The sequence below is a fragment of the Nesterenkonia alkaliphila genome, from assembly GCF_009758175.1.
GTDB classification, from domain to species: domain Bacteria; phylum Actinomycetota; class Actinomycetes; order Actinomycetales; family Micrococcaceae; genus Nesterenkonia; species Nesterenkonia alkaliphila.
On record NZ_WRPM01000031.1, the window covers coordinates 103,565 to 125,591 of the forward strand.

Sequence of the window (22,027 nt, forward strand, 5' to 3'; positions counted from 1 at the left end):
GGGATAAGGAATACCACTCATGAGTAAGAGCTACCAACCACCGTTCATCAAGACCTCAGACCAACCCGGGGTGGGCACCCATGTCTTTGTGGTGGGCGAGTCTTCCCGGGCGTTCTCCGGCCCAGAATGGATCGGCACTGTGGCCACCCCTGATGCGGATGCCAGCAGTGGCGAACGGTACGTCGTGGTGGCCCCGGATCGGGCAGCAGGAGACTGCGCTACGTTCGATCAGGCGGTGGACCGGATGCTGGTGGCCAACGGGCACCGGCCCCCGACAGTAGACCCTGTTGAGGCGGATCTGATCGAGTACGGCATTGACTCCAATGTGTTCAAAGACTGGCAGCAGATTCACAGCGACTTCAAGCTCCAGGACGCGGACGGCACCCGCAGAGTCATGGCGCTCAGTGGGAATCGAGGCTCTGTGCTGACTCCCTGGAGAGGGCCAGAAGCTGCCAGCAACGCCACAGACCCCGGAGCCCCGAGTCGCGGACGGTCTCGGCCCCGCACAGCAGCTGAGCAGCTGCCAGAGGGCTATCAGAGCCCCGCCCCCGGTGGCCCCAGCGTTGGTGAGCCGGGGTGGGGCCGATGAGCCCTGAAACCTTGGGGTTTGTCGCCGCAGCCTGGGTGATCACCGGTGCAGTGATGGCCTGGTCATTCTTCGAGCTGTGGCGTGAGGAGCAGGACCAGAAGTACCGGACCAAGTTTGCCCGGCTGACACTGGTAGCTCTGCCCGTCGGGGGCCTTTGGCTGCTGGTGGGGGCGTGGTTACTGATCCGGGACTGGGCGCATGAGACCGCAGCCTCCCGATCCACCGGGGAGTCCAGGCGTTCATTCTTTGGAGATCTCATGGGAAATAACCGCAAACGGGTACCTGTGGCAGCGGATGAGAGGCAGAGCGTGTGATGGGCGTAGAGACGGTATTAGGGATCAGCGTGATGTGGCTGTTCGTCGGGATGGGCTCGGTGTGGGTCTTCCTGGATCTGTGGGGGCAATCGACCCGGGCTGAGGACCGGTGCCGGTTCGCCAGGTTGACTGTAACGGCTCCTTTTTTGGGACCAGTGTGGCTGCTGCTTGGTGTGGCAGCTACATCCCGGGGCTCATCAGCAGATGCGCAGCCCGCCAGGCGGCACTGGCCTGGGGAGTTCAGGGATTTCCTCAATGACCTCACCGGACCAGATGCCTAAAGACAGAATTGGATCAGCGGCAGGAGAGATGATGAGTACTGATCAGCCGAGCACTGAGAACACCACTGAGATCGAGCAGGCAGCTTCACTGGACACTGAGGCTGACCAGCTGGAGGAGCCGATCACCGAAGACGAGGTGATGGATGATCCTTGGGCCGAAGAGGTAGAGCGGTCAAAGCGCCGGCCAGGGCTGTTGGCCCGTGGCCGTGCGCGGTGGCGGCGCGGCTGGGTGCACTACTTGACGCACAGTGTCCCAGCTGATGACGACGGGCCAGAGAACCTGCCCACGATTCTCCAGGGCACCAGGGGCAGGATCATCTTCGCTGTGGCCACTGCTTGTGTGATGGTTCTTTGGATGATCGCTCTGGTCGCAATCGTGTTCTGATCCGCGCGTGATCTCTATCTGACATACGTCCCGGGCTGCTGAGCGCCCATTTCACCGGCGAGCAGGGTGTTTGCCGGTGAGTGATGGAGGAGGCCAGCGGTGCTGGAGAACATTGATACCTCAGGCAGTGGGCTGGGGCACATCAACATGATCGCCGGGTGGATGATGGGCACAGCGGCAGTGCTGCTGGTGATCGGCGGGGTATTAGCTGCGTTGCGTTGGGCCAGCGGCAAGGTGATCGCTAACAGTGAGAACAGTGCTGCTGGATTCCGTGGGATCTATCTGTGTTTGGCGGCAGCGTTGGTGCTGGGCAGTTTGGGAGGCGCGATCCAGTGGACGTCGTCTTCTGCGGCAACAGCGAGTGACGGGGGAGTGCTGGTCAACGAGGCCGGACCAGGACATGTCAACGTCCACCTGGAGGAACCAGCCTCGCAGTGCTTGAACACCGTCACAGTCTCTGGGGACTGGCACCGAGCAGGTTCATTTGGTGGCCAGGACGCGCATATCCCGCCTGAGCAGGAACACGAGTGGATGGTCGCAGAACTTGATCGCCTTGGTGCGTTCGATCTTGCTGCCAGTGAGGCCTCCACCAGGACTCTGGGCTGGCTTTGGCACCATTCCAGCGCTCCAGCCTCTGGGTGGCAAGATGCAGGGCACCCCTCCACTTGGGATGACACAGGCTACATATCGAGATATTCCTGGCGTCCTGACGGCGGTGGCGGGGATTGCACCCGGTCCAACACGAATCCCGCCCCTGGCTCTGAGATCGAGGTGATCGTGCTGGACACCAGCCCCTCGATGAGTGCCCTCTACATCATCTACACCATTCCTGTTCCCGGGGACTAGAGCCGGTGACATGCGCCGGCTGTGAGGGGCCGGTAGAGCAGGTGGACAGCGCAACGGGACTGTCCCCTGATACCGAGAGGAACTTTGATCATGATCAACGCACTGTACATCCAGGCCGGAGGCGGAGGGATCAACCCTGGGGTCAGCCCCAACATGGGAGCACCCTGGGTTCAGAACTTCCTCCAGACGTTCGCTGGGCAGATCATCGGTACCGCGATTGTCTGTTTCGTGATTACCGCTGTGATCGGGCTGATCGTCTGGGGCGGGTCCAAGATGTTCGGCGCTTCGGCCGGACAGTCAATGGGCATCCAGGGGTTCATCGTCTCCCTGGTCGCGGCTCTGTTGGTGGGCTCCATCGGTGGGGCAATCATGTGGTTCTCCGGCTGGAACCTCTTCGGGTGAGTGGTGAGGCGAAGCCCAGCAGCTAGGCAGCAGCCCACCGGCACTGAGGAACAGTGATGATGGATTCATTTGTCGTGGTTGGCATCGGCGGACTGATCCCCGATCCTTTCGAGGATTGGGGTGAATCGTTCCGTGCCCTGTTGGCTCAGTCGATCAACTCCTTTGCCCACGCCTCGTGGGAGTTCATCGCAGGAGCTTTCGGGGATGCCACCAGCTTCACTCCCTCCGGGGATGCTGATTCCTGGTGGATCGCGGTGATGGGAGGCACTGTCAATGTGACAGGCGCTGATACCTACACGATCCACTACCCAGGGATGCTTAACGTGATGGTGCTGGCGATGCTGCCGATCTTGATCATCTTCCTCACGTTCCAGATCATCCTGTCACTGTTCCGGGCCTCAACAGCTGGGATGATCAGGGCGTTTGCGTCAGCGGTGTTGGCGGTCCCGGCCACCTACGTCACGGCGGGCCTGGTGTTCATGGGGCTGCGGGCCACTGACGCTATGGCGTTGTGGATTCTGCAGGCCGGCACCGATGAGACCTCGGGTGAGGATATCGGGGTTGCCGGGATCATGCGCTTGGTGGGCTTCTGGTACAACCCGCACGAGGACGAAGTCGTTGTTGATACCAATTACGAGCTGTGGGCAATGGCCGGTATCGCTGATGAGCCCGGGGCGATCCTGCTGCCATTCTTGGTCAGTTTCGGGCTTCTGATCTGCTGCGGGATCTTGATGCTGATGATGATCTTCCGCACCGTGGCGGTGCTGACACTGGCGATGTTCACCCCTATTGCCATATTCAGTCTGAGCTTCGAGGCGGCGAAGTCGATCTTCTCCAAGTGGATCAGTGTGGAAGTCGCGCTGATGCTGGCCAAACCTGTTGCGGCTGCGATTGTGCAGTTCGGGCTGACTATGGCCTCCATCGGCTCGGACTGGGTGCAGCTGGTTGCTGGGGCGGCACTGATCGTGATCGCCTCCGCTATGCCGCTGCTGATGCTGGCGTTTGTGAGCTTCATGACCCCGGAGGGCAACCGCGCGATGGAAGCAGCAGGTGTAGCTGCCGCCGCTGGCGGTGGCCGGCGGATAAGCGGAGTCGGCCGTGGCGCTGCCCGGACAGCAACACGGACCGGTGGCCGGGTGCTGCGCGGCGGTGGCCGGATGATCACCCGAAGCGTTCGGCGTCGGTAAAGCACGGAAAGGACACAGAATCCTATGAGCGCACCAATGGCCTATGAGGCCTCTGAGTGGGACGGCACCCGGTTCGGACGGGAAGAGTCCACCGGCGTGGTGATGGGCCTGGGGTGGGACCAGGTGATCTTCCTGGGAGTCGGGGTGCTGATCTGTGTACCCATCGTGGTTGCAGTCGGGTTTCCTACGGGCTTGCTGATCGCCCTGGTGATCGGTGGCGGGTTCGCTCTGGTGGGTATCCCCAGAGTGATGGGCAAGTCACTGATTAGGTGGGCGTTTACGATCATGAAATTCGGTTGGCGGAAAAAGCAGGGCCAGACTGAGTACGTCCAGCCCGTTGATGGTCTGGAGGCCGGGCTGGATGCCACTGGCACGATCTACAGGCAGAACGAACTGGTGGCACCCGGGGATTCTCAGGTGCTGCCGGACTACGAATCGGTAGACGGGCCGATCAGGCCTGAGGACGATACCCCCAGGAACAAGAAAGGCAGGATCAAACCGGGTAAGGGCCACCGGTTCAAACTGCCCGGGGAGATCAACGAACTGCGGGTCTTCCAGCAGCCGGGGGGAGCAGCGTTCGTCTATGACCCGCGCCGCAAAGAGGCCGTGGTGGTTGCAGCGATCATGACCGATAAGGCATTCGCCCTGGAGGCCTTTGAGGATAAGGAGGACCGGCTGCGGGCATGGGCCGGTGTGCTCTCCGGGCTATCCCGTATCCCTGGTGTGGCGCGGCTGCAATTCTCGGACCAGACCACCATCATCAGCGGGGCTAAGGTCATGGCCTGGTATGAGCGCAAACGTCTAGAGGCTCCCACCCGGGATATCGACGGTGACCAGGTGCAGATGAGCGGACCGGGGATCGACCCGATCCTGGATGGGTCGTTCGTGGAGATGATGAACCACCAGGACGGTCAGTCGCTTCATGAGCCCTGGCTGACCATCGTGCTCTCCCAGGACGTACTGGCCCGACGGATTCAAGCCAATGGCGGGAAGCTGCGCGGGTTCATGGACACCGCTTTGGGAGTGATGAGGGTGGTGGAGTCGGCACTGCCGGACTCAGGCACCCGAGTGGTGAAGTGGCATACCCCACGGAGCTTGGCCGCCCTGATCCGTTCTGGGTTCGACCCGCTGTCCACGATGGAGATCAGCGACCGCGAGGGAGACTTCGCCGGGGTGGCCCCCGATAGTGCTGGGCCAATGCACGCGGAGTGGACCCTGGATCGGTTCGAGTCCGACGGGGCTCTGCACCGCAGCTTTGTGATCAGCGAGTGGCCCCAAGCCCAAGCCCAGCTGGGGTTCCTTGACCGGTTCATCTTCGCCGGGGAGTTCCGCCACACCGTGAGCCTCTATGTGAAGCCCAGGGATACCCGCAAAGCTCTGAAAGACAATGAGCGGCGCAAGGCAGATTGGCAGACCAACGAGACGGTGAGAAGCCGTTTGGGTAAGCAGCCCAGCCTGCGCCATACCCGCCAGATCGAGGATATCGAGCGGGAAGAAGCCGAGCTGGTGGAATCCCACGCCCCGGTGAAGATCGCATGTCTGATCACCGTCTCAGCCACGACCGAGCAGGAGTTGGAGGCCAACTGCGGGGATCTGCGCACCCGGGCAGCGGAGGCAGGATGTGAGATCCGACTACTGGGGGGTGAGCAGGACTCTGGGTTTATCGCTGGTGCCCTGCCGCTGGGGAGGTTGGCGCTCTGATGCCGAAACTCTCCTCCAAACACGACGTATTCACGTTCTCCACCGGGGATGCTAAGCAGCGTCGCCGGGTGCAGAAAGAGGCTGCCCGGATGCTCAAAGAGCAGGCCAAGCAGCGCGAGAGCCGCGACAAGGTAGACGATAACGCCGGGTTTCCCCGGCGCACCTGGGGGCCAGGTGGAGAGCGGCGTCCCCGCTCGGGCTGGGGCACCACGGAGCTGAAGCTGGAGGGTGTCAAAGCAGGGGCACACACTGCGGCCACCGCTTACCCCTATGTGGCAGGCCCCTCCCTGGGGGCCAACGGGGTACTCATCGGTCGGGACATGCACGGTGGTGGCCCGTTCTGCTTCGACCCCTGGGATGCCTATAACCGCCGGCTCATCAGTGGCATGTCCATGTTGTTGTTTGGCACCGTGGGCACGGGGAAGTCCTCTCTGGCGAAGTCCCTGTCGATCCGATTGGTGCTGGTCGGCCGCAAACTCTCGGTGGCCAGTGACCTCAAAGGTGAGTGGACCCCGATAGTGAAGACCCTTGGCGGGGTGGTGATCCAGGTCGGCCCGGGTATCCACACCAGGCTGAACCCGCTGGATGAGGGGATCAGGCCCTCCAAGAACCAGCAGGGCGAGACCATGACAGATCAGGACTGGAAGCTGGTGGTGCGCACCAGGCGCATGACCATCATGGAGACTCTGGTGAAGATCCTCAACGGGGCCGATGAGCTCAGCCCGCCTGAGCACGCCGCCCTGGAGGAGGGCATCGACGGGGCAGAGCGCATTGCGGCTGAGCGTGGGAGGACTCCGACGATCCCGGATGTGATCAAAGCTCTGGAAGCCACCATCCAGGAGGCCCCGCAGCGTGTCGCTGATGCTGCTGAAATGCTGGCCCTGACGTTTCAGCGCACCACCAGTGGTGATTTGGCCGGAATGTTCGATGGAGAATCCACGGTGAACTTCTCCTCTGATTCCCCGGCAGTGTCCATCGACACCTCTTCGATGCGGGGGGCTTCCCAGGTGGCCCGCCGGATGGTCTCTGCCTGCTGTGGTGCATGGATGGAATCGATGGTCACTAACTCCGATGCGGGCCAGCGGATCATCGTCTACGAGGAGGGCTGGGACTCACTATCCTCCCGGGCAGATTTGCAGCGGATGGTGGAGAACTGGAAGCTCGCCCGGGCCTACGGGATCTTCAACATCCTCATCATGCACAAGGTCTCCGACTTGAACATGGCTGGTGACCAGGGCTCCCAAATGGCGGCAATGGCCCGGTCTCTGCTGGCTGATGCTGATGTGAAAGTGATCTACCGCCAAGACAGTGCCGCACTGAAAGTCACGATGGATGAGCTGGAACTCAACGACCGGGAGAAGCAGCTGCTGCGCTCACTGCCCAAAGGGGAGGGGCTGTGGCGGGTGGGACAGTCCACATTCGAGGTCTACAACGAGCTGACTCCAGCCGAGCTGCCACTGCTGAACACCGATGAGCGCATGGACTCCGAACCCGATGAAGCAGACACCGAAGACGCCGATGCCCCGGGGGTGGAGGTAGATGCCGACGGTGATCCGATACCCGCCTGGCTGCACACCACACCGACACCAGAACAACAGAGTGAGGCCCAGCATGTTTCGTGAGCGCGATAATCGGATGATGCCCACCACCGGTGGGGATATCGCCATGTACGCGGTCGGGGCGCTGGTGGCACTACTGGCTGCGTTGACCGGGCTGGGCATGGTCGCTAACCGTGTGGCCTGCGGCCAGTGGGCTGCCCCGAGTGGAGTATTTGACCCGCTGACCTTTGTGGGCACCGGGGATGCCACCGCGTTCGGGGAAACAGAGACCGGGTGTACTGCCCCGACCTGGGGTGTGGGTGTGGCCTGGGGGCTGTTCCTGGTGGTCGCCATAGTAGGCACGCTCGGGGGGTTCGCGGCCTATACCAAGTACCGGCAGTCGGATAAGTACTTCATCGCCCGGATGCGCCGGCGCGAGGGCCTGGCCAAACGCGCGGAGATCCGCGAATGGATGGGGCCAAAGGCAGCGAAGAAAGCCACCGGCAAAGTCAGGCCCACCCTGGAGAAGAAAGACCGCACCCCGGAGGCGGGGAACATCCTGTTAGGCCACAGTGAGGGAGTGCCCTGCTGGGCCTCCTTGGAGGAGTCCCAGGTGCTGCTGGGACCACCGCGTTCCGGTAAGGGTGTGAACGTGCTGGTCGGGGCAATTGTGGACGCCCCAGGACCAGTGATCACTACCAGCTCCCGGGCTGATAACTACTCGATGACCGCCCCGCTGAGGGCGAAGAAAGGCCCGGTGACACTGTTCGACCCGCAGGGGCTGACCGGTAAGGCCACCACTTTGAAGTGGTCTCCGATCACCGGGTGTGAGAAGCCTCAGGTGGCCAACCAGCGTGCCAGCAGCCTCATTGGGGCAGCCGGGTTGGCCGCAGACGGCAACAACAGTGAATGGCGGGCACCTGCTATCGACATCATGCAGGCCCTGCTGCACGCAGCAGCCCTGGAGAACCGCAGCGTGGATGATCTGATGCTGTGGGGCAAGTCCTCAGCGCAGGCGCGTGCAGCGGTGGAGATCCTGCGTGAGCATGAGGAGAAAGGCACCGCCGCTGTGGGGTGGGGCGCAGCCTTGGAGTCAGTGATCGAGGGCGACCCGAAGATGAGAGCCAACATGTGGTTCGGGGTCTCCAATGCCGTCCAGGGGCTCTCGGTGGATGCTGTGCGACAGACTCTGAATCCCCGGAGTGCCGATGAGACATTCGACATTGACCGGTTCATCAAAGAATCCGGCACCCTCTACATCGTCGGCACCAAAACCGGCGGCAGCTCAGCCGGACCTTTTCTGATCGCGATGATGGATGCCATTACCGAACGGGCACGGGAGATCGCAGCAAAGCGCAAGGGCAACCGGCTGGACCCACCCTTGGCGCTGATTCTCGATGAGATCGCCAACATCACCCGAGCCTGGGAGGGCCTGGTGCAGCTTATGGCTGACGGCGGTGGTGTCGGGATCTCCGCGATGCCGGTCTTCCAGTCCCTGGCCCAAGTCCGGGACGCATGGGGTGAACAGGCAGCCAGCGCGATCTTCGATGCGGCCACCATCAAGATCCAGCTCGGCGGAGCCTCAGGCACCCGGGATCTGGAGGAGATCCAGAAACTGGCCGGACAACGAGAGATCATCCGGGCCAGCAAATCCCGGCAGAAAGACGGCAGCTCGGTCTCAGACCAGATCCACGATAAGAACGTGTTGGAGATCGACGAGCTACGCCGGTTGCCGTTCTCCTGGGCCATTGTGCTGTTTCGGAAGCAGCGGCCCATCTTCATGAACCTCAAACCCTACTGGAAGCGCAAGGACGCCGATGAGATCGACCAGGCCAAAAAGGCCTACGCGAAATCACTGCTGGACCCAGAACACGAACATGAGTGGGAGGCGATGCTGCGCCCGCCTGAGCACGCCCAGCCGGTCCATCACCAGGCCTCCAGCGCGGGCCTAGAAGCCGCACCTGCACAGGGTATGGGGCCACGGCACTCCACCGGGACGCCCCACCGCCCGGTGACCAGCACGACGAACGGCGTGCAGACGGTGCATTCCTCTCATCAGGTGAACCCGGAGACCGGCACCGTAGGCACGACCGAGACCGGCAGGGAGTGGTTCCGCCGCACACGCTCTGATCCGCACCACTTCCCAGCACCGCAGACTGCGACCGTGGAACCCACAGAGTCCACGGCCCGGCCCCGGACCGACCAGCGCCGGAACCGGGACCGAGACCGGGATGTGACGGTGTTCTGAGGATGGGCAGGGCCACACTGGGCCGTACCGGCTCACCTGCATACCGGGGATACCTGCGGTCCCAGGCATGGGGGTGGAGGCGTCAACGCTGGTTCCAGGACCGCAGAGCAGAGGGCAAAGAGCCAGCCTGCCAAGTCTGCGGGCTCACCCTCACCGAGCACGAAGCAGCCACCGGGCGGGGCCTGGACTTACACCACACCTCCTATGGGGGAGTCACCCAGGACGCCGGGGGCAGATGGAGGGCTGAGGAGAAAGACCAGGATCTGATGCCGATGTGCAGGTACCACCACCAGGCTCTGCACCGGGTGATGGACCGTCCCAAAGACCACAACGGGTGGAACCGGCGACGGGCCACAGTGGTGATCCTGCGGGATCTCATCCGCCGGCACCAGCGGCTGACCCCGGCACAGCGGGCGCAGCTGAAGACCGCGATCCTGGCCTCTGCCAAGCACGAGCACCACCAGTACACGAAAGGCTGAGCATGATTGAACTCTCCATCGCAGCCGCTGGCTGTCTGCTGGCCCTAGTGGTCTACTGGCACCTGGGGCTGAGGATCTGGGCGGTGCACACCCCAGCAGATGCAGACCCAGGATTCGCCCGTAAGGCGCAGCTGATGATGGTGGCCCACGGGTGCATCTGGTTGACCCTCACACCAGTCATAGGGTCATGGTGGATCACCCTGCCCGGTGTGTTGCACTTCGCTCTGGCCCTGCGGCTGTGCCAGCTCTCGACAGCCGTCATCCAGCACCAGCAGGCCCGAGCCTCCCAAAGGGAGCTGGAGGGCGCATGAGCACCGATTCCGAAGCATTTGCCGACCTCGACTCACACCAGAAATGAGCACCCTATGGACTACCAGCCGGAACCCTCGGCTCACACACCCCAACACCGTGCCGAGACTCCTGCTTCATCGGATCTGCGGTGGGCGCAGCTGCCAGTGAAACCGGCGCTGTGCGAGATCTGCGGCCGGTTCGTTGCCCTGCAATGGCACTGCACCCTGGCCGATCACCCGGAAGTGCAGGAATGCAGTCAGGCACCAGGGGCGGGGTTCTGGCTGTGTCAGGATCTCTGCCACCCCGCAGTGCATGCCCGGATGGAAGAAGACTCTCAGCCTGGGTGCGCGGCCCGGGTCGTCCACGAGATCATCGACGGGCTCAAACAGCTGGTCACTCGGCCCCCATATCAGCAGCACCAACCAGCCCGGGACTCCGCAGATGGGAGCACACGATGAGCACCACCGCTACCGCCGGTCCTGACCCGTTGGAAGCTGAACTGCACCGGGTAGCGGCCAGCTATGACCAGCTGCACGCCTCTGAAGCCTCACACACCAGTACTACGGAGCCCGAGGAGTCTGTGGCAGGTGCTGAGCAGCTGAGACGAACGTGGGAATCTGAATCGACTCTGCGTCAGCTGGAGCCCGCCCCGGAGGAGATCGCAGAAGACCCAGAACCAGGAGATCCCTCAACACTGAAGCTGCCACCGACTGAAACAGCGCACCAGGAGGAGAACACCAACGGGCTGGAGGCCTACTTGGCCGCTGATGTGGCCGAGGAGCTGGCGGCAGGAGGACCACCGAACTGGTTGGGCACCCGCTGGTCCGAGATCGACCCTGAAGACCAGTCAGAGGCATGGATCGAGCTGCGCAGGTTCACCGATTGGCTGGTCAATGAGTATCGGATACCCAAGACGGTGATCCCAGCCTGTTGGTACCGCCACTCCCAGATCGTCGCGGAACTCTATGCGGCCCTGAATCTGGAGTACAAAGTGTGGGAGGAAGCAGCCCCGAGTGTGAATCCGATGATGATGTGGCTTCCCCACCTCCAGGCGATGATCGGGCGGTTGCGTACGGTCATGGAGAATATGCCCGAGTGCGGCAAGGGCAATCACTCCGAGCTGAAACCTATGGTCCTGGACTACGACGAGACCCTGTGGCGCACCACCGTGTACTCGCGGCGGGAACACCGCAAGCTCGACAGGCCAGCCCGGGGCGAGCCGAACTACTTCGTCAGAGCCAAAGTCACCAGTGCCCGAGGCGCACCCTTGGCCTACTCCAACATCGGGGGCATCGCACCGGTCCAAGGCCCGGACATGCCCACGGCGACTCTCGTTGGTGAGAAGACCCCCGGGGCAGCAGAAACCGATGTACGCCTCACCGTGGAGAACATCCCTGCCAAGTCCAGGGTGACCTGGCAGAAAGCCCCGGACCCGGATGGGCCGTGGGAAGAGATCCCCGAGGAAGACCAGGAAGCCGGGCACCCGCCGGTGGTCCTATAGACCGGGTGGCCCCGCCACAGTGAGGACAGCACCCTGCCCAGGGGTGTTTGAGCACTGAGGCTCAGATCGGCACGCAACAGTGCGCTCCTGAGACCAGAACACCGTCAACGGGGCGGGGCCACCCACACCTGCTGACAGGCGCACAGGCGCTGGAGCAGGTATTAGGGCTGTGCTAGTTCACCGGTAGAAAAGTATCAGCGAGCCCATCGGTCGATTGGCGTCTAGCAGCCAGGTACTACTTCGTTAAATCAATATGGATTCTCATCAACATCGTCTAGTAGATGTCCGTACTTCTGGCGCAAGTGTACGGCCAGGTCTCGTTCCGAGCACATTAAATAGTTGATTCGCCCTGCAAGTTGCTTTGCTAATACCTGTGGACTCAGGCCTCGAAGTTGAGCTTGATGCACGAGACCGTGCTTCATAACGTAATGCAAATCCAGACGAAGTTGTCGCTTGAAGTATCTTCCCACACGGGGGTGGTCGCGATGAGCAATTACGTAACCAGTTACGAACTGTGGGTGCCCGCTGCGTTGAAACCGCACCTTCTTTTGGTTGACACGCAATCCTTTGGATTCGAGAACTCTCGTGATTTCAGCCAAATGGGTGTCGTCCACATCTTCGCCCGAGAACGTTAGATCATCTGCATACCGCGTGTAGGTAAGGTTAAATTCTTCAGCGAAGGTGGCTAAGACATCGTCAGTGTCTCGGAAGTACATGTTTGAAAGAACAGGACTAGTGGAAAAGCCGGTGGCTAGCACATTCTCGAAGACACTTACGTTAGTTATGCCCCTAGCCACGGCGGTCGAGGCGCCAAAACTCACTAACGTCGACTGGACGTCATCAGAGGATACTGAGGAGAAAAAATCCGATATATCTATTGTCAAAGCGGCCCGCGCGTTCAAGTGGGCTAACGCGTTCGTGTAGGGCCCCCGATCTCTGGTGAACCCGTGCACACAGGGGTGTGGTTCTAATACATCTCTATCCAGGAACTCCTTCAGCTTCTTTTGTACCCGAGCCAATGAGTTATCCCTTGGTTCCACCACGCGGCGGAACTTCCCTGGTGACTTGCGGACAGTGATTGTATTGAGCTGCCATGGCCGCACTGGTTCCTCCATCAGGTCCCTTGCGGTATCCGGAAGGGTGGCTGCTATAACGAGGTCGTCCAGGGTCAAGGTGTCCGACAGGATCGTCATGGGCGCTTCCTCCCTGTGGGAAAATGTGCGGGGTGCGGATTCACGCATGAAGGCAATGCCAACTCATTTGCTAACGCACGCGACTCGCGCACCATTGAAAGCCCGCACCCCGCATCCTAAGAGTCTAGCGCCTCGGCGGTCCTGCGGCTACAGGTGGGGCGATGTTCACCGGTCAGTTGAAAGTAGGATCGGTCCTTCAGGCGCCCTGATGTTCTGCTCGACAGGCTGCGTTTCATGCCCCAGGGGTGGAGCACTGAACACGACCGTTCCAGCAGCGCGAAGTTTCTGTAGCAGAAGTAGTTGGGCAGTTTTGATGTTTCACAGCATAAGGCCATCCATTTGGATATTGCTTGCGAGCTGACAGAAATGCAATAATCTGCCACGGAAAGTACGCGATCGGCCTTAGTTCCGATTCTATAGCTAACTAAGCTAGAGTCGTAGCCGCTTCGAAGGGTGCTGTTGTCTACCCAGCCTCGGAAGGATCTGTTCAATTTTGAGTTCTGTTCAAAAACGAACTCTACTGGTCGAGACTTGAGTTTGAGTAGTATTCGGTCCATAACCCACTGGAACTGCTTATCTAGAGTGCTATAGGGATCGTCGGAGGGATTAAGGTGGCTTGAGCACCACCAGTCCAGATTGAGCTTCGGGATGATTTTAATGAACTCGCGTTTCGCAATTAAAGGGTCCTGAGAGTGGTGGAACCCACGCGAGGCGAATTCTGCCGCAGTTGACTCCATGCGGAAGTCCTGACTTAGTGCCAGCTCATGAATCGTTTTCTCGATAGTGGTCTGAACTGTTTCCACGTCTTCAACCACGACTGCACATGCGGACGGGAACCTGAACTCGCCGTCCAATGCGCCTTCGTCAAGAAAAATCGTGACAGGAGAACTGTGTCCTGTCTTAGGTCCCGATTCAGGCATCGAAAAATCCTGTGATGAGGTACTCGAGCACGGCGCAAAGGGATGTTTGGGACCCATGCATCTCGGTGCGCCGGTAGGGCTCTTTTATGGCGAGCATGTGGTCCTTCCTCCACTCAGGGGGCTTTATTCTATTGGTAGTTTAGTTCCGGTTTGGGTGAGGAGTCGGCTGCGCTGTCCAGGTGCTGGGGTGTTGCGCGGTTCACCGCCGAAAAATGTGCTGAGCCATTTGGCTGCGCCATTGTTTAGCGGTTCCCTATCTGTGTTGATAGCCGTCGGGAGTCTCGCGGTGCAGATCCGGGGTGTGAGCATCAGACTAGCTGCTCAAGGTGTTTTCGTGGCACAAACTAAGGCCCGCCAAGCTCTGTTCAAGTCTGGCAGAACAACTTGGACATGGAGCTGGTCACCAGACAAGCCCCCTATCTGAAAGCCGGGTTCCGAGGGCCCGGGACCGCACTCTTACCGCCGGTCCCCAACTGTTGAGGGCCACCGGAAAATGGTCGGCCTCGGAGAAGAACCGAAGTCGAGTACTGGATTTTGGGTTGCAGGCATCATCACGGCACGGGTTGTGTGGACGTAGCCGGTGGGGTCGTCACCGCCAACGCCCTTACCTAGGCGCCATGACCTCGCCCGAGCATGTCGCGGCCCTGGTCGCCAGACTCCGCGCGGTACTGCCAGGGGTGGAGATCGAAGCGTTCAACGTTCACGGTGCCCGGGAACTGACGATGGATGAGTGCACCAAGGCCGGTGTCCCTGACAGGCACTGGGTCAACGAATGGAGATTCATATCGGCCACCACGCCCAGGACCGGGAGCTTCCGGGACTGGTTCTCAGCGAGGACGTGGGGCTCCAGGACTGGGCAGACGCCCCAGGGTGGTCCCCCGGAGAGGTCCATGGGGACTCACTGCTGCGCCCTGGGCAGACCGAGACCGAGCTGCTGGAGGTCTGGATACGCACCTATCCGGCCGAGCGCATCGTGGAGGCGGTAGTGGAGGCCGTCACCAACCCGAGACAGTGACCAACGCGGCGAATGTATGTCACCACGGCTCCCATACGGGCTCGGGGTCGCCAGGGGTAATGCGATCACCGGCCCTACAAGCGGGGGCCGGAACCACGACCACGACTAGAGGAGCAGATCATGCCACGAGGAATTGAAGTCACTGGACGACTGACCAACGATCCCCAGCCTTTCACCTCAGCCAACGGCCGAGAGATGGTGGGGTTCCGCCTCGCTGACAATAACCCTTACTTCGATCGCAACGAGAATAAGTGGAAAGAGGCTGAGACCGAGTACTACGACGTGGCCCTTGACCGGGACGGGCTCAAAGAGAACGTGCTGGCGTCGTTGAACAAGGGCGATAAGGTCACCGTTCACGGGAACCTGAAAGCTGATGCCTATATCGACCAGCAGACCGGTGAAGCCCGAGCGCAGAACAAGCTGTGGGCCAATGAGGTCACCGTCGGCCAGCCCCACCGGCTCTCCAAGGCACCTTTGGGGGCCGAGGCCGAGACCGCCGGGCCTGAGGCCGAGACCGAGCGCACCGCTGAGCAGCAGGCCCAGCTGCGGCAGGAACAACAGGCGGTGGCCGAAACCGAGCAGGCACGCCAGCAGATCCAGCAGGCCCAGCAGTCCTGGGAGACCATCAATCAGCAGGCCTCCGGCCCTGACGCTGGCTGGGAGCGGTGAACCGTGGCCGAGACGAAAACACCAGGGGCCGGTCCTGACACGCTGAGCGGCTATCAGATGTGGGACCGGCTCCAGGTCACCGAAGACCGACAGATCATCCACGCTGAGACCCAACGCCGGCTAGGCCAGCTCATCCACCAGGAATCTGGTGGGTGGTCCACAGATCCGAGTTCCGGCGGCTCATACGCCGCCGCGCTGGATGCGATCAACCACCTCTATGAGCAGCGGTGCGAACAGGAGGCGAAGAACCTCAACCGGCTCTACGGGCTCAAGTTCAGCCAGCCGCCGGCCCTGACCGGGCTGAGCGCATTGCATAACGTCAACGTCGCTGTCACCAACAAAGCGGTCACCCCGGACCAGGCGCAACTGTGGCTCTACCGGGTGGCAGAACCTCATGCCTGCGTTCTGAACTGCCCGGACACCAAAGAACACGTCAACAACTTGCGGGCCAACCACGTCCAGCAGAACCAGGGCGGGTTCCCAGTGGTGTACTCCCACGCCGCCTCCGGGCACAGCTCAGCGCCGGCTTTAGCGGTGGTGGCGGTCTCCGAGCAGCGAATGGCCATGGCCCGAGCCATTGCACGGTGATGGGAAGCCATAGGCGAGCAGCTGGAGTCCGGCAGACCCGACCTACCGACACACCTGCGGCAGCTCGATGATCAGATCAGCGAGGTCCCGAACTCCACCCGCTACATCAACGGCGACCAATCCACCCGGCTGAACATCCAGACCCTGGATGAGCATCGCCAGCGCCGAGCAGCAGCACGAGACCAAGGGCTGGCGACCTCCAGCCTGAACATTCCTGGAACGACACCAGCAGGGGCCACTGGCCCGGATCTGAGCTGAAAGAGAGCAATCATGGTGAAAATCCCGAACACCTACGGGCTGCGCCTGGACCTGCCAGGTGAGAACCACGACCCCTACAACTGGGGTGGTGAAGCCAGCTTCGGTGAGACCAATGTGATCCGCAACTACATCGACGCCTGCCGCGATGCACAGGAGTTCGCACCACCTGCTCGCCCTGGTGGGGCTGAATCGGCGGTACCCACCAAGGAGGACTGGCAGGCACAGATTGACGCTGCTGCACCTTATGTCGCAACGTTCAACGACGTGGATTCCCAGGGGAGGCCAGCAGCGATCCCCGCAGAATTCTACGAACTTGATCAGACGATAGGCCCAGAGCGCCCTGACCTGCACCGGATGCTCAGGATGGACACCACCAGTGTGGGTGACCGGGCCGGGATCACCGGAGTAGACCACAACTGGAGCTACACCGTATACGCCCCAGAAGAGGGTGCACATCTGGCGATCACCAAGATTGAACTCGCCAATAGGGACGGCATACCGGTAGACCTGCACCCGGCCGATCAGTGGTACGAGGTCAAAAGCGTCACCAGCATTGAGACCAAATCCGAGTCCACCCGCGACTGGGACCAGGTACGAGATCTCGCCACCAAAACGGCACTGGGTTATGACGGAAGATTCCACGGAGGCTACTACGCGGCCTACCCGCCCCAGGCCACAGTCACCGTCAACAGGGCCGGTGCGATCACCGTCAACGAAGTAGCGCCAGGACCGATCCCTGCCCGAGCTGTCCGGGAGCAGATCGACGGAGAGATCGAGGCCGTTGAACTGGCCGGAGACCTGACCATGTGGACCCAGAAGAGCACCAAGGACCAGGACTTCATCAAGAATCTCACCACCACTGAAACAGCGCACAGGTTCGGATACGACCACCGCAGTCACACGGGCACCGCCGTGTTCACCGGCACTGACAGCACAGGTACCGCTATTGGGCTGAACCGGGCTCAGACCCGGGCACTGGTGAACATCATCGAGGAGTCCAACCCGAACACCTTTCGCGGCCGCGATGTGGGATCAGATATAGCCGCGTTCGACACCCGTTTCAAACACGGCCTGGACACTGTGCTGATCGAACAGGGCAAAGCCCGAGGAGCCCAGGCCCAACGACTCGCCCAAGAGTCACTGAACATCCCTGGAACAGCTACCCCCGGTGTGAGTGGACCGGGCCTGAGCTAAGGAGAACGTGATGGACGCACAGAACCAGAGCCCGAACCAGGCCCAGCCAAGCGGTGTGACCCCTGAGGGTAGGGAGCTGATCGAAATGGCTGAGCACTATGTTGCTGAGTATCGGGCCGAGAATGACTTCGACGGCCGGGACCAGCAGGAAGCGCTCCAGGAGATCCAGTACCAGGCTGCCGGGGTGCTGGAGTCCGGCGACTACGCCAGCGTGAAGCTGCTGCACCAGACCATGCGCTCCAACGTCAGCGACTTCGCTGCGATGGACATGGCTGAGCACCAGCAACGCGCAGCTGAGGTGGCAGAGCGAATCAAAATCGAGATGGACTCCTGGGGTGTAGACAATGAGCCGCCTCACCATCCACCGACCCCGGGGCATGGTGTCACCTATGACCACGGGGAGATCATCGAGGAAACGGTCCGCAAGGGCTCAGAGACTGACTATGCGGTGATCGAGGCCTCTAACGGCGGCTATGAGGTCTATGGTGTCCAGTCCGGCAAGACCGGGGAGGTGACCTTTTACTGCGCTGATGAGTTCGACAAGGCTGCCGATCACAAGGCCCGGATACTCAACGAATGGGAAGCCACCGACCACGCAGCTGATCAGAGTGCCGCTGCCGGTCTCCAGGCCGACCGGCAGGGGGTGAGCACTCACCCAGACGATCTTCCCCCGGGAGCTGAGGCAGAGTCGCTGGCCGAATACCGGATGCTTGCCCAGGCCCACCAGCGGGAAACCCAAGCGCTCCAGAGCGATGCGCCTGCGCCGGTGCGGCCGGTAACCAGCCAGGAGGTAGCCCCTGAGGCCCCCACCAGAGTGCGAACCTCGCGGGAAGAGTTCCGCCAGGAAGTCTTCAAAGACGATTGGGAGCAGATCACCGATAAGGAACGGGCCGAACGAATGCTGGCATTCGCCAACTCCAAGGGAGCCCTGCGCTCTGACGGCAGCCCGGCCCCGGCACCACCTACGGCCAGCCAGCAACTGCCCCAGGGGTATTCAGCGCCGCTGAACCAACCAGGGCACCACGGCCCAGAGATCGACCGGTAAAAGGGGGTTTGGTGATGAGCAGATCAGTAGAGACATTCGCCGCTGAGACTGCGGCCGTGGGTGAGCATCATCTGCTGCTGACCGGGCACCCGGCAGCCCAGCAAGCAGTAGCCCTGCAAGTAGCCCGGGCACGTAAGACCAACATCGTGTTCTCCGATGCAGACGACACCGCCGGCAGGTTACTTGGCACCAGTGCTGAGGCAGGTAGGGTCTCGGCTGCCGATCAAGGCGTGCTCTACCTGGATCAGGCCTATACCCGGGACGCCGGGCAGTTAGATGCCCTGCGGCAGCCATTGGATACCGGGTCCATCAGCCTGCACCACAGCAGTGGAGTGCTCAACCGGCCAGCACAGTTCCAGCTTGTTCTGGACGGTGGCCCCCAGGTGAGTCCTGCCCGTCGGCTCTCGGGTCCGCTGCTGGACCGCATGGATATGCGCCTGCACACCACCGGGAGGATAGATGAGATCGACCCTGTACGGGTCGATCAGGCCCGGGAAGCCATGTTCCACCGGCTGAGCACCCTGGGTGAGCAGTCCCGCCAGGGACGCAGGAACCGGGATCTCTCCATAGAGACACTGGCCGGGAAACTGGCACCCGGCAGGGAGGCTATGCAGGATCTCAACCGAGCCCTGGACCGAGCAGAACTGAGCCTGAGGGGCTATGCCCGCACACTGCGCACCGCATGGTCGGTAGCGGATCTGCACGGGCATCACAGCCCGACTCGTGAGGACGTGGCCACCGCCTACGACCTGCGGCGAGGCGAGACCGAAATGCTCACCGGTGAGGGAACCCGCAAACCAACACTGAGTGCTGAGCAAGAACGTCACCTGTTCAAAGGGCAGAGGTCTGCACCCCGGGCGGTCAAGAGCGCGGCCGAGCAACTGCCTGCCGGGTACAGCCTGCCAAGCTCCACCACCAGCGCCGGCCCAGAGCTTGACCGGTAACCAGCAGCAACGACGAACAAGGAGGCAACAGCCATGAACCAGCGTTCACAGGCCGTCAGAGATCTGCTGGAGGCAGTCCGGGCCAAGGGATTCGACCCCGGCCCCGATGGGCCACCACCGGATCGGTGCTGGCATGAGGCCCAGGTAGAGGTGGGAGACCCAGCCCAGTACCCCAGTGTCCAAGAGAGTCAGGAGTCCTGATGCAGGTCGGAGAATTGATAGCTCGGATGGAGTATGAGTACGGGTACCGCTTTCAGCAGGGCGACGTGCTCCTCATCGGAGTCAACGATCAGGGCATGGGTGGGCCTCAGGCGGTGCTGCCTATTGAGCAAGCCACTGTGGAGCAGCAGGTTCAGGGCATCCATGAGGAAGTGCTGCCGATGGTCCACCGCGATTACCGGAACCTGATTATGGTCAGGTACGAGGAGTTCGACTACCACGAGACCAACGGGTTCCATGATCAGTTCACCGCCTCGCTGGATGACCACCCCGGTGGTTTCGAGGTGGTGGCCCAGTACAAGGTCGATCAGAACCGTCAGCTCTATCAGGGGTACATGGACCAGCAGTGGGCCAGCCCCGGGCTGCGATGGACGATGCCGGGGAAGCTGCCCGATGTGTCTGCGCAGATGCGCGAGCTGGGGTATAAGGAGCCTGCCAGCAGCGAAGCTGAGTATCTGCGAAGCTTCCAGCCCCACCCCGAGCCCGGTTTCCAACCCTTGGACCAGGAGCAGGAGGTGTCACATCTGAACCGGCTTGCGCCCCGGGTCAGTGTCGAGGTCGCACGCCATGCTCTGGCCACCACCGCCTCTACAGAGTCCATCGAACAGCAGGCTAAGGCCCGGCAAACATTGGGGCACCTGGTGGCCTACGACGAGGACGCTCGGGACGCGGTGGCTTATGACGCCTCGATTTCGCCGGCGAAAAAGGATGCGCTAGTCGAGACCTACCGGCAGGCCCCAGCCAAGCAGCGGCCAGCACTGGCAGCCGCAGCCGGGGCTGCCTGGATGATGAGCGGAGGAGGGCTGAAAGCAGGGCGGGCCATTATGGCCCACGCCTACCAGAGCACCAGGCCCTCAGACCGGGCACTGGTGACAGCTGCAGAAGTGGCAACCACCAGGGCGCATATGCGGCCTGAGGAGATCCAGGAGGCGTTCGGCAAGGAAATCGGGACCGACTTGGAGGCCGCAGAAGCAGCCCACCAGGAATGGGAACGGCTCTACAGCTCAACCACCACCCAGACTGAGACGGAGACGGTGGTGGAGACCGAGACAGTGGAGGAACCAGATCAGATGCAGCTGGCGCTGGAACACCAGATGAACCAGCCCCCAGCGCCTGTGGCCAGCAGCGGACCGGAGGTGGACTGATATGGCCGCCAGTCTTATGAGTGCGTGGGAACGGGCAGAGAAGTCCATGAAGCACGCCGATCAGCAGATCATCGCGCAGCGTCAGCTCATCCAGGAAGAGTCCTGGAGAGCCTGGGACCAGGGGAAGAATCCGATCCAGCGGGAGGCAGCAGAGCACCGGCTGCGGCAGATGATGAGCCTGAGGGTTCACCTCAACAGCGCGGCGGATCTCTACTACCAGGCTGGGCACCAGTTCGACCAAATCGCTGAATCCCCGGCACACTCCGGCCAGGACCAGCAGCTGGCCGCCCGGCTGGCGGAACGCATGCACGGCAGAGTCACCTATCTGATTGAGCTGAACAAGGCTCACGAGAAAGCAGGCCTCCAGACAGCACCAAGCTGGCACGCCTTGGACCGCGACCTGCACGAAAGGCTCCCGAAGATCCGAGCAGAAGTGCAGGAATCAGTCCCCGGTAAGGTCACCAAGGCAGCCTCGCTGGAGTCACTGGCGAAGCTGACCCCACCGGCACCGGAGGAATGGACAGACCCCACGGCCCAGCTCCCACAGGTCCAGGCCTACGCCGAGGCCCTGGAACGGCTCAGGGAGATCAACATGGCAGCCAACCCTTGGGAGGTCAACGAACCTCACCCCGGGGCGGGAATCGCCGCTGAGATCAACCAGAGGATGGACCCGATGCAGCAGGGGCTCTCACGGTCCTGGAAGACCCTCACCCACAAGGCCTACGCCCAGGCGCCACCAGCGATCAAGAAGTACATCACCCATGATGAGACGTTCAAAGACCCCCTACTCTCAGAGGCCCGGGCAGCAGCAGCCCGATTCCATCCCGAGGCAGCCAGCGACACTGTAGACCGAGCAGCCCAACTGCGGGGAATCCCGCCACTGCCAGTGGCCTACACCCCTGAGCAGCTGGGGTATCAGGTCAGCCACGACGTCGCATTCGACCGGCAGCTCGACGCCCTGAAAGCAGCAGAGAAACGCGTCCAGCAACAGGAAACCCAAGCCCAGCTGCGGATGAACGCACCAGGTGTGGGCACATCAGCAGCAGGCCCGAGCGCTGGCCCTGAGATCAGCTGA

Annotated in this window: 24 protein-coding genes; 22 read left to right on the top strand and 2 right to left on the bottom strand. The window is 61.7% G+C overall.

Annotation, left to right across the window (positions count from 1 at the left end; all coding sequences use genetic code 11):
• Positions 1-19 precede the first annotated feature (19 nt).
• The 13 genes from GNZ21_RS04950 (at position 20) to GNZ21_RS05010 (ending at position 11,762) form a co-directional block, all read left to right on the top strand.
• Positions 20-589, top strand: a complete 570-nt coding sequence (locus GNZ21_RS04950) for a hypothetical protein (RefSeq protein ID WP_157321902.1) — start codon at positions 20-22, stop codon at positions 587-589.
• Positions 586-903 (top strand): hypothetical protein, encoded by a 318-nt coding sequence (locus tag GNZ21_RS04955; RefSeq protein WP_157321904.1) that lies wholly within the window; start codon positions 586-588, stop codon positions 901-903. The genes GNZ21_RS04950 and GNZ21_RS04955 overlap by 4 nt, the downstream gene beginning before the upstream one ends.
• Before the next feature lie 312 nt (positions 904-1,215).
• Positions 1,216-1,569, top strand: coding sequence for a hypothetical protein (locus GNZ21_RS04960; protein ID WP_157321906.1), 354 nt, complete (start codon positions 1,216-1,218; stop codon positions 1,567-1,569).
• 99 nt (positions 1,570-1,668) lie between these two features.
• A complete protein-coding gene (locus tag GNZ21_RS04965; protein WP_157321908.1) occupies positions 1,669-2,415 on the top strand; it encodes a hypothetical protein in 747 nt (248 codons plus the stop codon).
• A gap of 90 nt (positions 2,416-2,505) precedes the next feature.
• The gene (locus tag GNZ21_RS04970) at positions 2,506-2,817 is read left to right on the top strand and encodes a hypothetical protein (protein ID WP_157321910.1); all 312 of its coding nucleotides are present in this window, start codon (positions 2,506-2,508) and stop codon (positions 2,815-2,817) included.
• A gap of 59 nt (positions 2,818-2,876) precedes the next feature.
• Positions 2,877-4,004, top strand: coding sequence for a hypothetical protein (locus GNZ21_RS04975; RefSeq protein WP_157321911.1), 1,128 nt, complete (start codon positions 2,877-2,879; stop codon positions 4,002-4,004).
• Positions 4,005-4,028: 24 nt separating this feature from the next.
• Complete coding sequence (locus GNZ21_RS04980; RefSeq protein ID WP_157321913.1) at positions 4,029-5,705, top strand: PrgI family protein; 1,677 nt, start codon at positions 4,029-4,031, stop codon at positions 5,703-5,705.
• Entirely contained in the window at positions 5,705-7,327 is a 1,623-nt protein-coding gene (locus tag GNZ21_RS04985) for a conjugal transfer protein TraC (protein WP_157321915.1), read from the top strand. The genes GNZ21_RS04980 and GNZ21_RS04985 overlap by 1 nt, the downstream gene beginning before the upstream one ends.
• Before the next feature lie 16 nt (positions 7,328-7,343).
• Complete coding sequence (locus tag GNZ21_RS04990; RefSeq protein WP_229659442.1) at positions 7,344-9,491, top strand: type IV secretory system conjugative DNA transfer family protein; 2,148 nt, start codon at positions 7,344-7,346, stop codon at positions 9,489-9,491.
• A gap of 2 nt (positions 9,492-9,493) precedes the next feature.
• Complete coding sequence (locus GNZ21_RS04995; RefSeq protein WP_229659443.1) at positions 9,494-9,970, top strand: hypothetical protein; 477 nt, start codon at positions 9,494-9,496, stop codon at positions 9,968-9,970.
• A 2-nt stretch (positions 9,971-9,972) separates the two neighbouring features.
• On the top strand, positions 9,973-10,281 hold the full coding sequence (locus GNZ21_RS05000; RefSeq protein WP_157321918.1) for a hypothetical protein: 309 nt from the start codon (positions 9,973-9,975) through the stop codon (positions 10,279-10,281).
• A 54-nt stretch (positions 10,282-10,335) separates the two neighbouring features.
• On the top strand, positions 10,336-10,719 hold the full coding sequence (locus GNZ21_RS05005) for a hypothetical protein (RefSeq protein ID WP_157321921.1): 384 nt from the start codon (positions 10,336-10,338) through the stop codon (positions 10,717-10,719).
• Entirely contained in the window at positions 10,716-11,762 is a 1,047-nt protein-coding gene (locus GNZ21_RS05010) for a hypothetical protein (protein ID WP_157321923.1), read from the top strand. Before GNZ21_RS05005 ends, GNZ21_RS05010 begins: the two co-directional genes overlap by 4 nt.
• Before the next feature lie 248 nt (positions 11,763-12,010).
• Here the strand turns inward: GNZ21_RS05010 and GNZ21_RS05015 are convergent, their stop codons facing one another.
• Together GNZ21_RS05015 and GNZ21_RS05020 are read right to left on the bottom strand one after the other, a co-directional pair.
• The gene (locus tag GNZ21_RS05015) at positions 12,011-12,955 is read right to left on the bottom strand and encodes a reverse transcriptase family protein (protein ID WP_157321925.1); all 945 of its coding nucleotides are present in this window, start codon (positions 12,953-12,955) and stop codon (positions 12,011-12,013) included.
• Positions 12,956-13,071: 116 nt separating this feature from the next.
• Complete coding sequence (locus GNZ21_RS05020; protein ID WP_157321927.1) at positions 13,072-13,875, bottom strand: hypothetical protein; 804 nt, start codon at positions 13,873-13,875, stop codon at positions 13,072-13,074.
• Between the two features lie 772 nt (positions 13,876-14,647).
• On the opposite strand from GNZ21_RS05020, the gene GNZ21_RS05025 reads away from it, so the two are divergent.
• The 9 genes from GNZ21_RS05025 to GNZ21_RS05065 all read left to right on the top strand — a co-directional run bounded on the left by GNZ21_RS05025 (position 14,648) and on the right by GNZ21_RS05065 (position 22,027).
• A complete protein-coding gene (locus GNZ21_RS05025; RefSeq protein WP_157321929.1) occupies positions 14,648-14,890 on the top strand; it encodes a hypothetical protein in 243 nt (80 codons plus the stop codon).
• 120 nt (positions 14,891-15,010) lie between these two features.
• Positions 15,011-15,559, top strand: coding sequence for a single-stranded DNA-binding protein (locus GNZ21_RS05030; RefSeq protein ID WP_157321931.1), 549 nt, complete (start codon positions 15,011-15,013; stop codon positions 15,557-15,559).
• A 3-nt stretch (positions 15,560-15,562) separates the two neighbouring features.
• The gene (locus GNZ21_RS05035; protein ID WP_157321933.1) at positions 15,563-16,147 is read left to right on the top strand and encodes a hypothetical protein; all 585 of its coding nucleotides are present in this window, start codon (positions 15,563-15,565) and stop codon (positions 16,145-16,147) included.
• A 270-nt stretch (positions 16,148-16,417) separates the two neighbouring features.
• Positions 16,418-17,599 carry a hypothetical protein gene (locus GNZ21_RS05040; RefSeq protein ID WP_157321935.1) on the top strand — a complete coding sequence of 394 codons (1,182 nt, stop codon included), beginning with the start codon at positions 16,418-16,420 and terminating at the stop codon, positions 17,597-17,599.
• Positions 17,600-17,609: 10 nt separating this feature from the next.
• Positions 17,610-18,644 (top strand): hypothetical protein, encoded by a 1,035-nt coding sequence (locus tag GNZ21_RS05045; RefSeq protein WP_157321937.1) that lies wholly within the window; start codon positions 17,610-17,612, stop codon positions 18,642-18,644.
• 14 nt (positions 18,645-18,658) lie between these two features.
• The gene (locus tag GNZ21_RS05050; protein ID WP_157321939.1) at positions 18,659-19,588 is read left to right on the top strand and encodes an ATP-binding protein; all 930 of its coding nucleotides are present in this window, start codon (positions 18,659-18,661) and stop codon (positions 19,586-19,588) included.
• A 33-nt stretch (positions 19,589-19,621) separates the two neighbouring features.
• A complete protein-coding gene (locus GNZ21_RS05055; RefSeq protein WP_157321940.1) occupies positions 19,622-19,789 on the top strand; it encodes a hypothetical protein in 168 nt (55 codons plus the stop codon).
• Positions 19,789-20,952 (top strand): hypothetical protein, encoded by a 1,164-nt coding sequence (locus GNZ21_RS05060; protein WP_157321942.1) that lies wholly within the window; start codon positions 19,789-19,791, stop codon positions 20,950-20,952. Before GNZ21_RS05055 ends, GNZ21_RS05060 begins: the two co-directional genes overlap by 1 nt.
• Before the next feature lies 1 nt (position 20,953).
• Positions 20,954-22,027, top strand: coding sequence for a hypothetical protein (locus tag GNZ21_RS05065; RefSeq protein WP_157321944.1), 1,074 nt, complete (start codon positions 20,954-20,956; stop codon positions 22,025-22,027).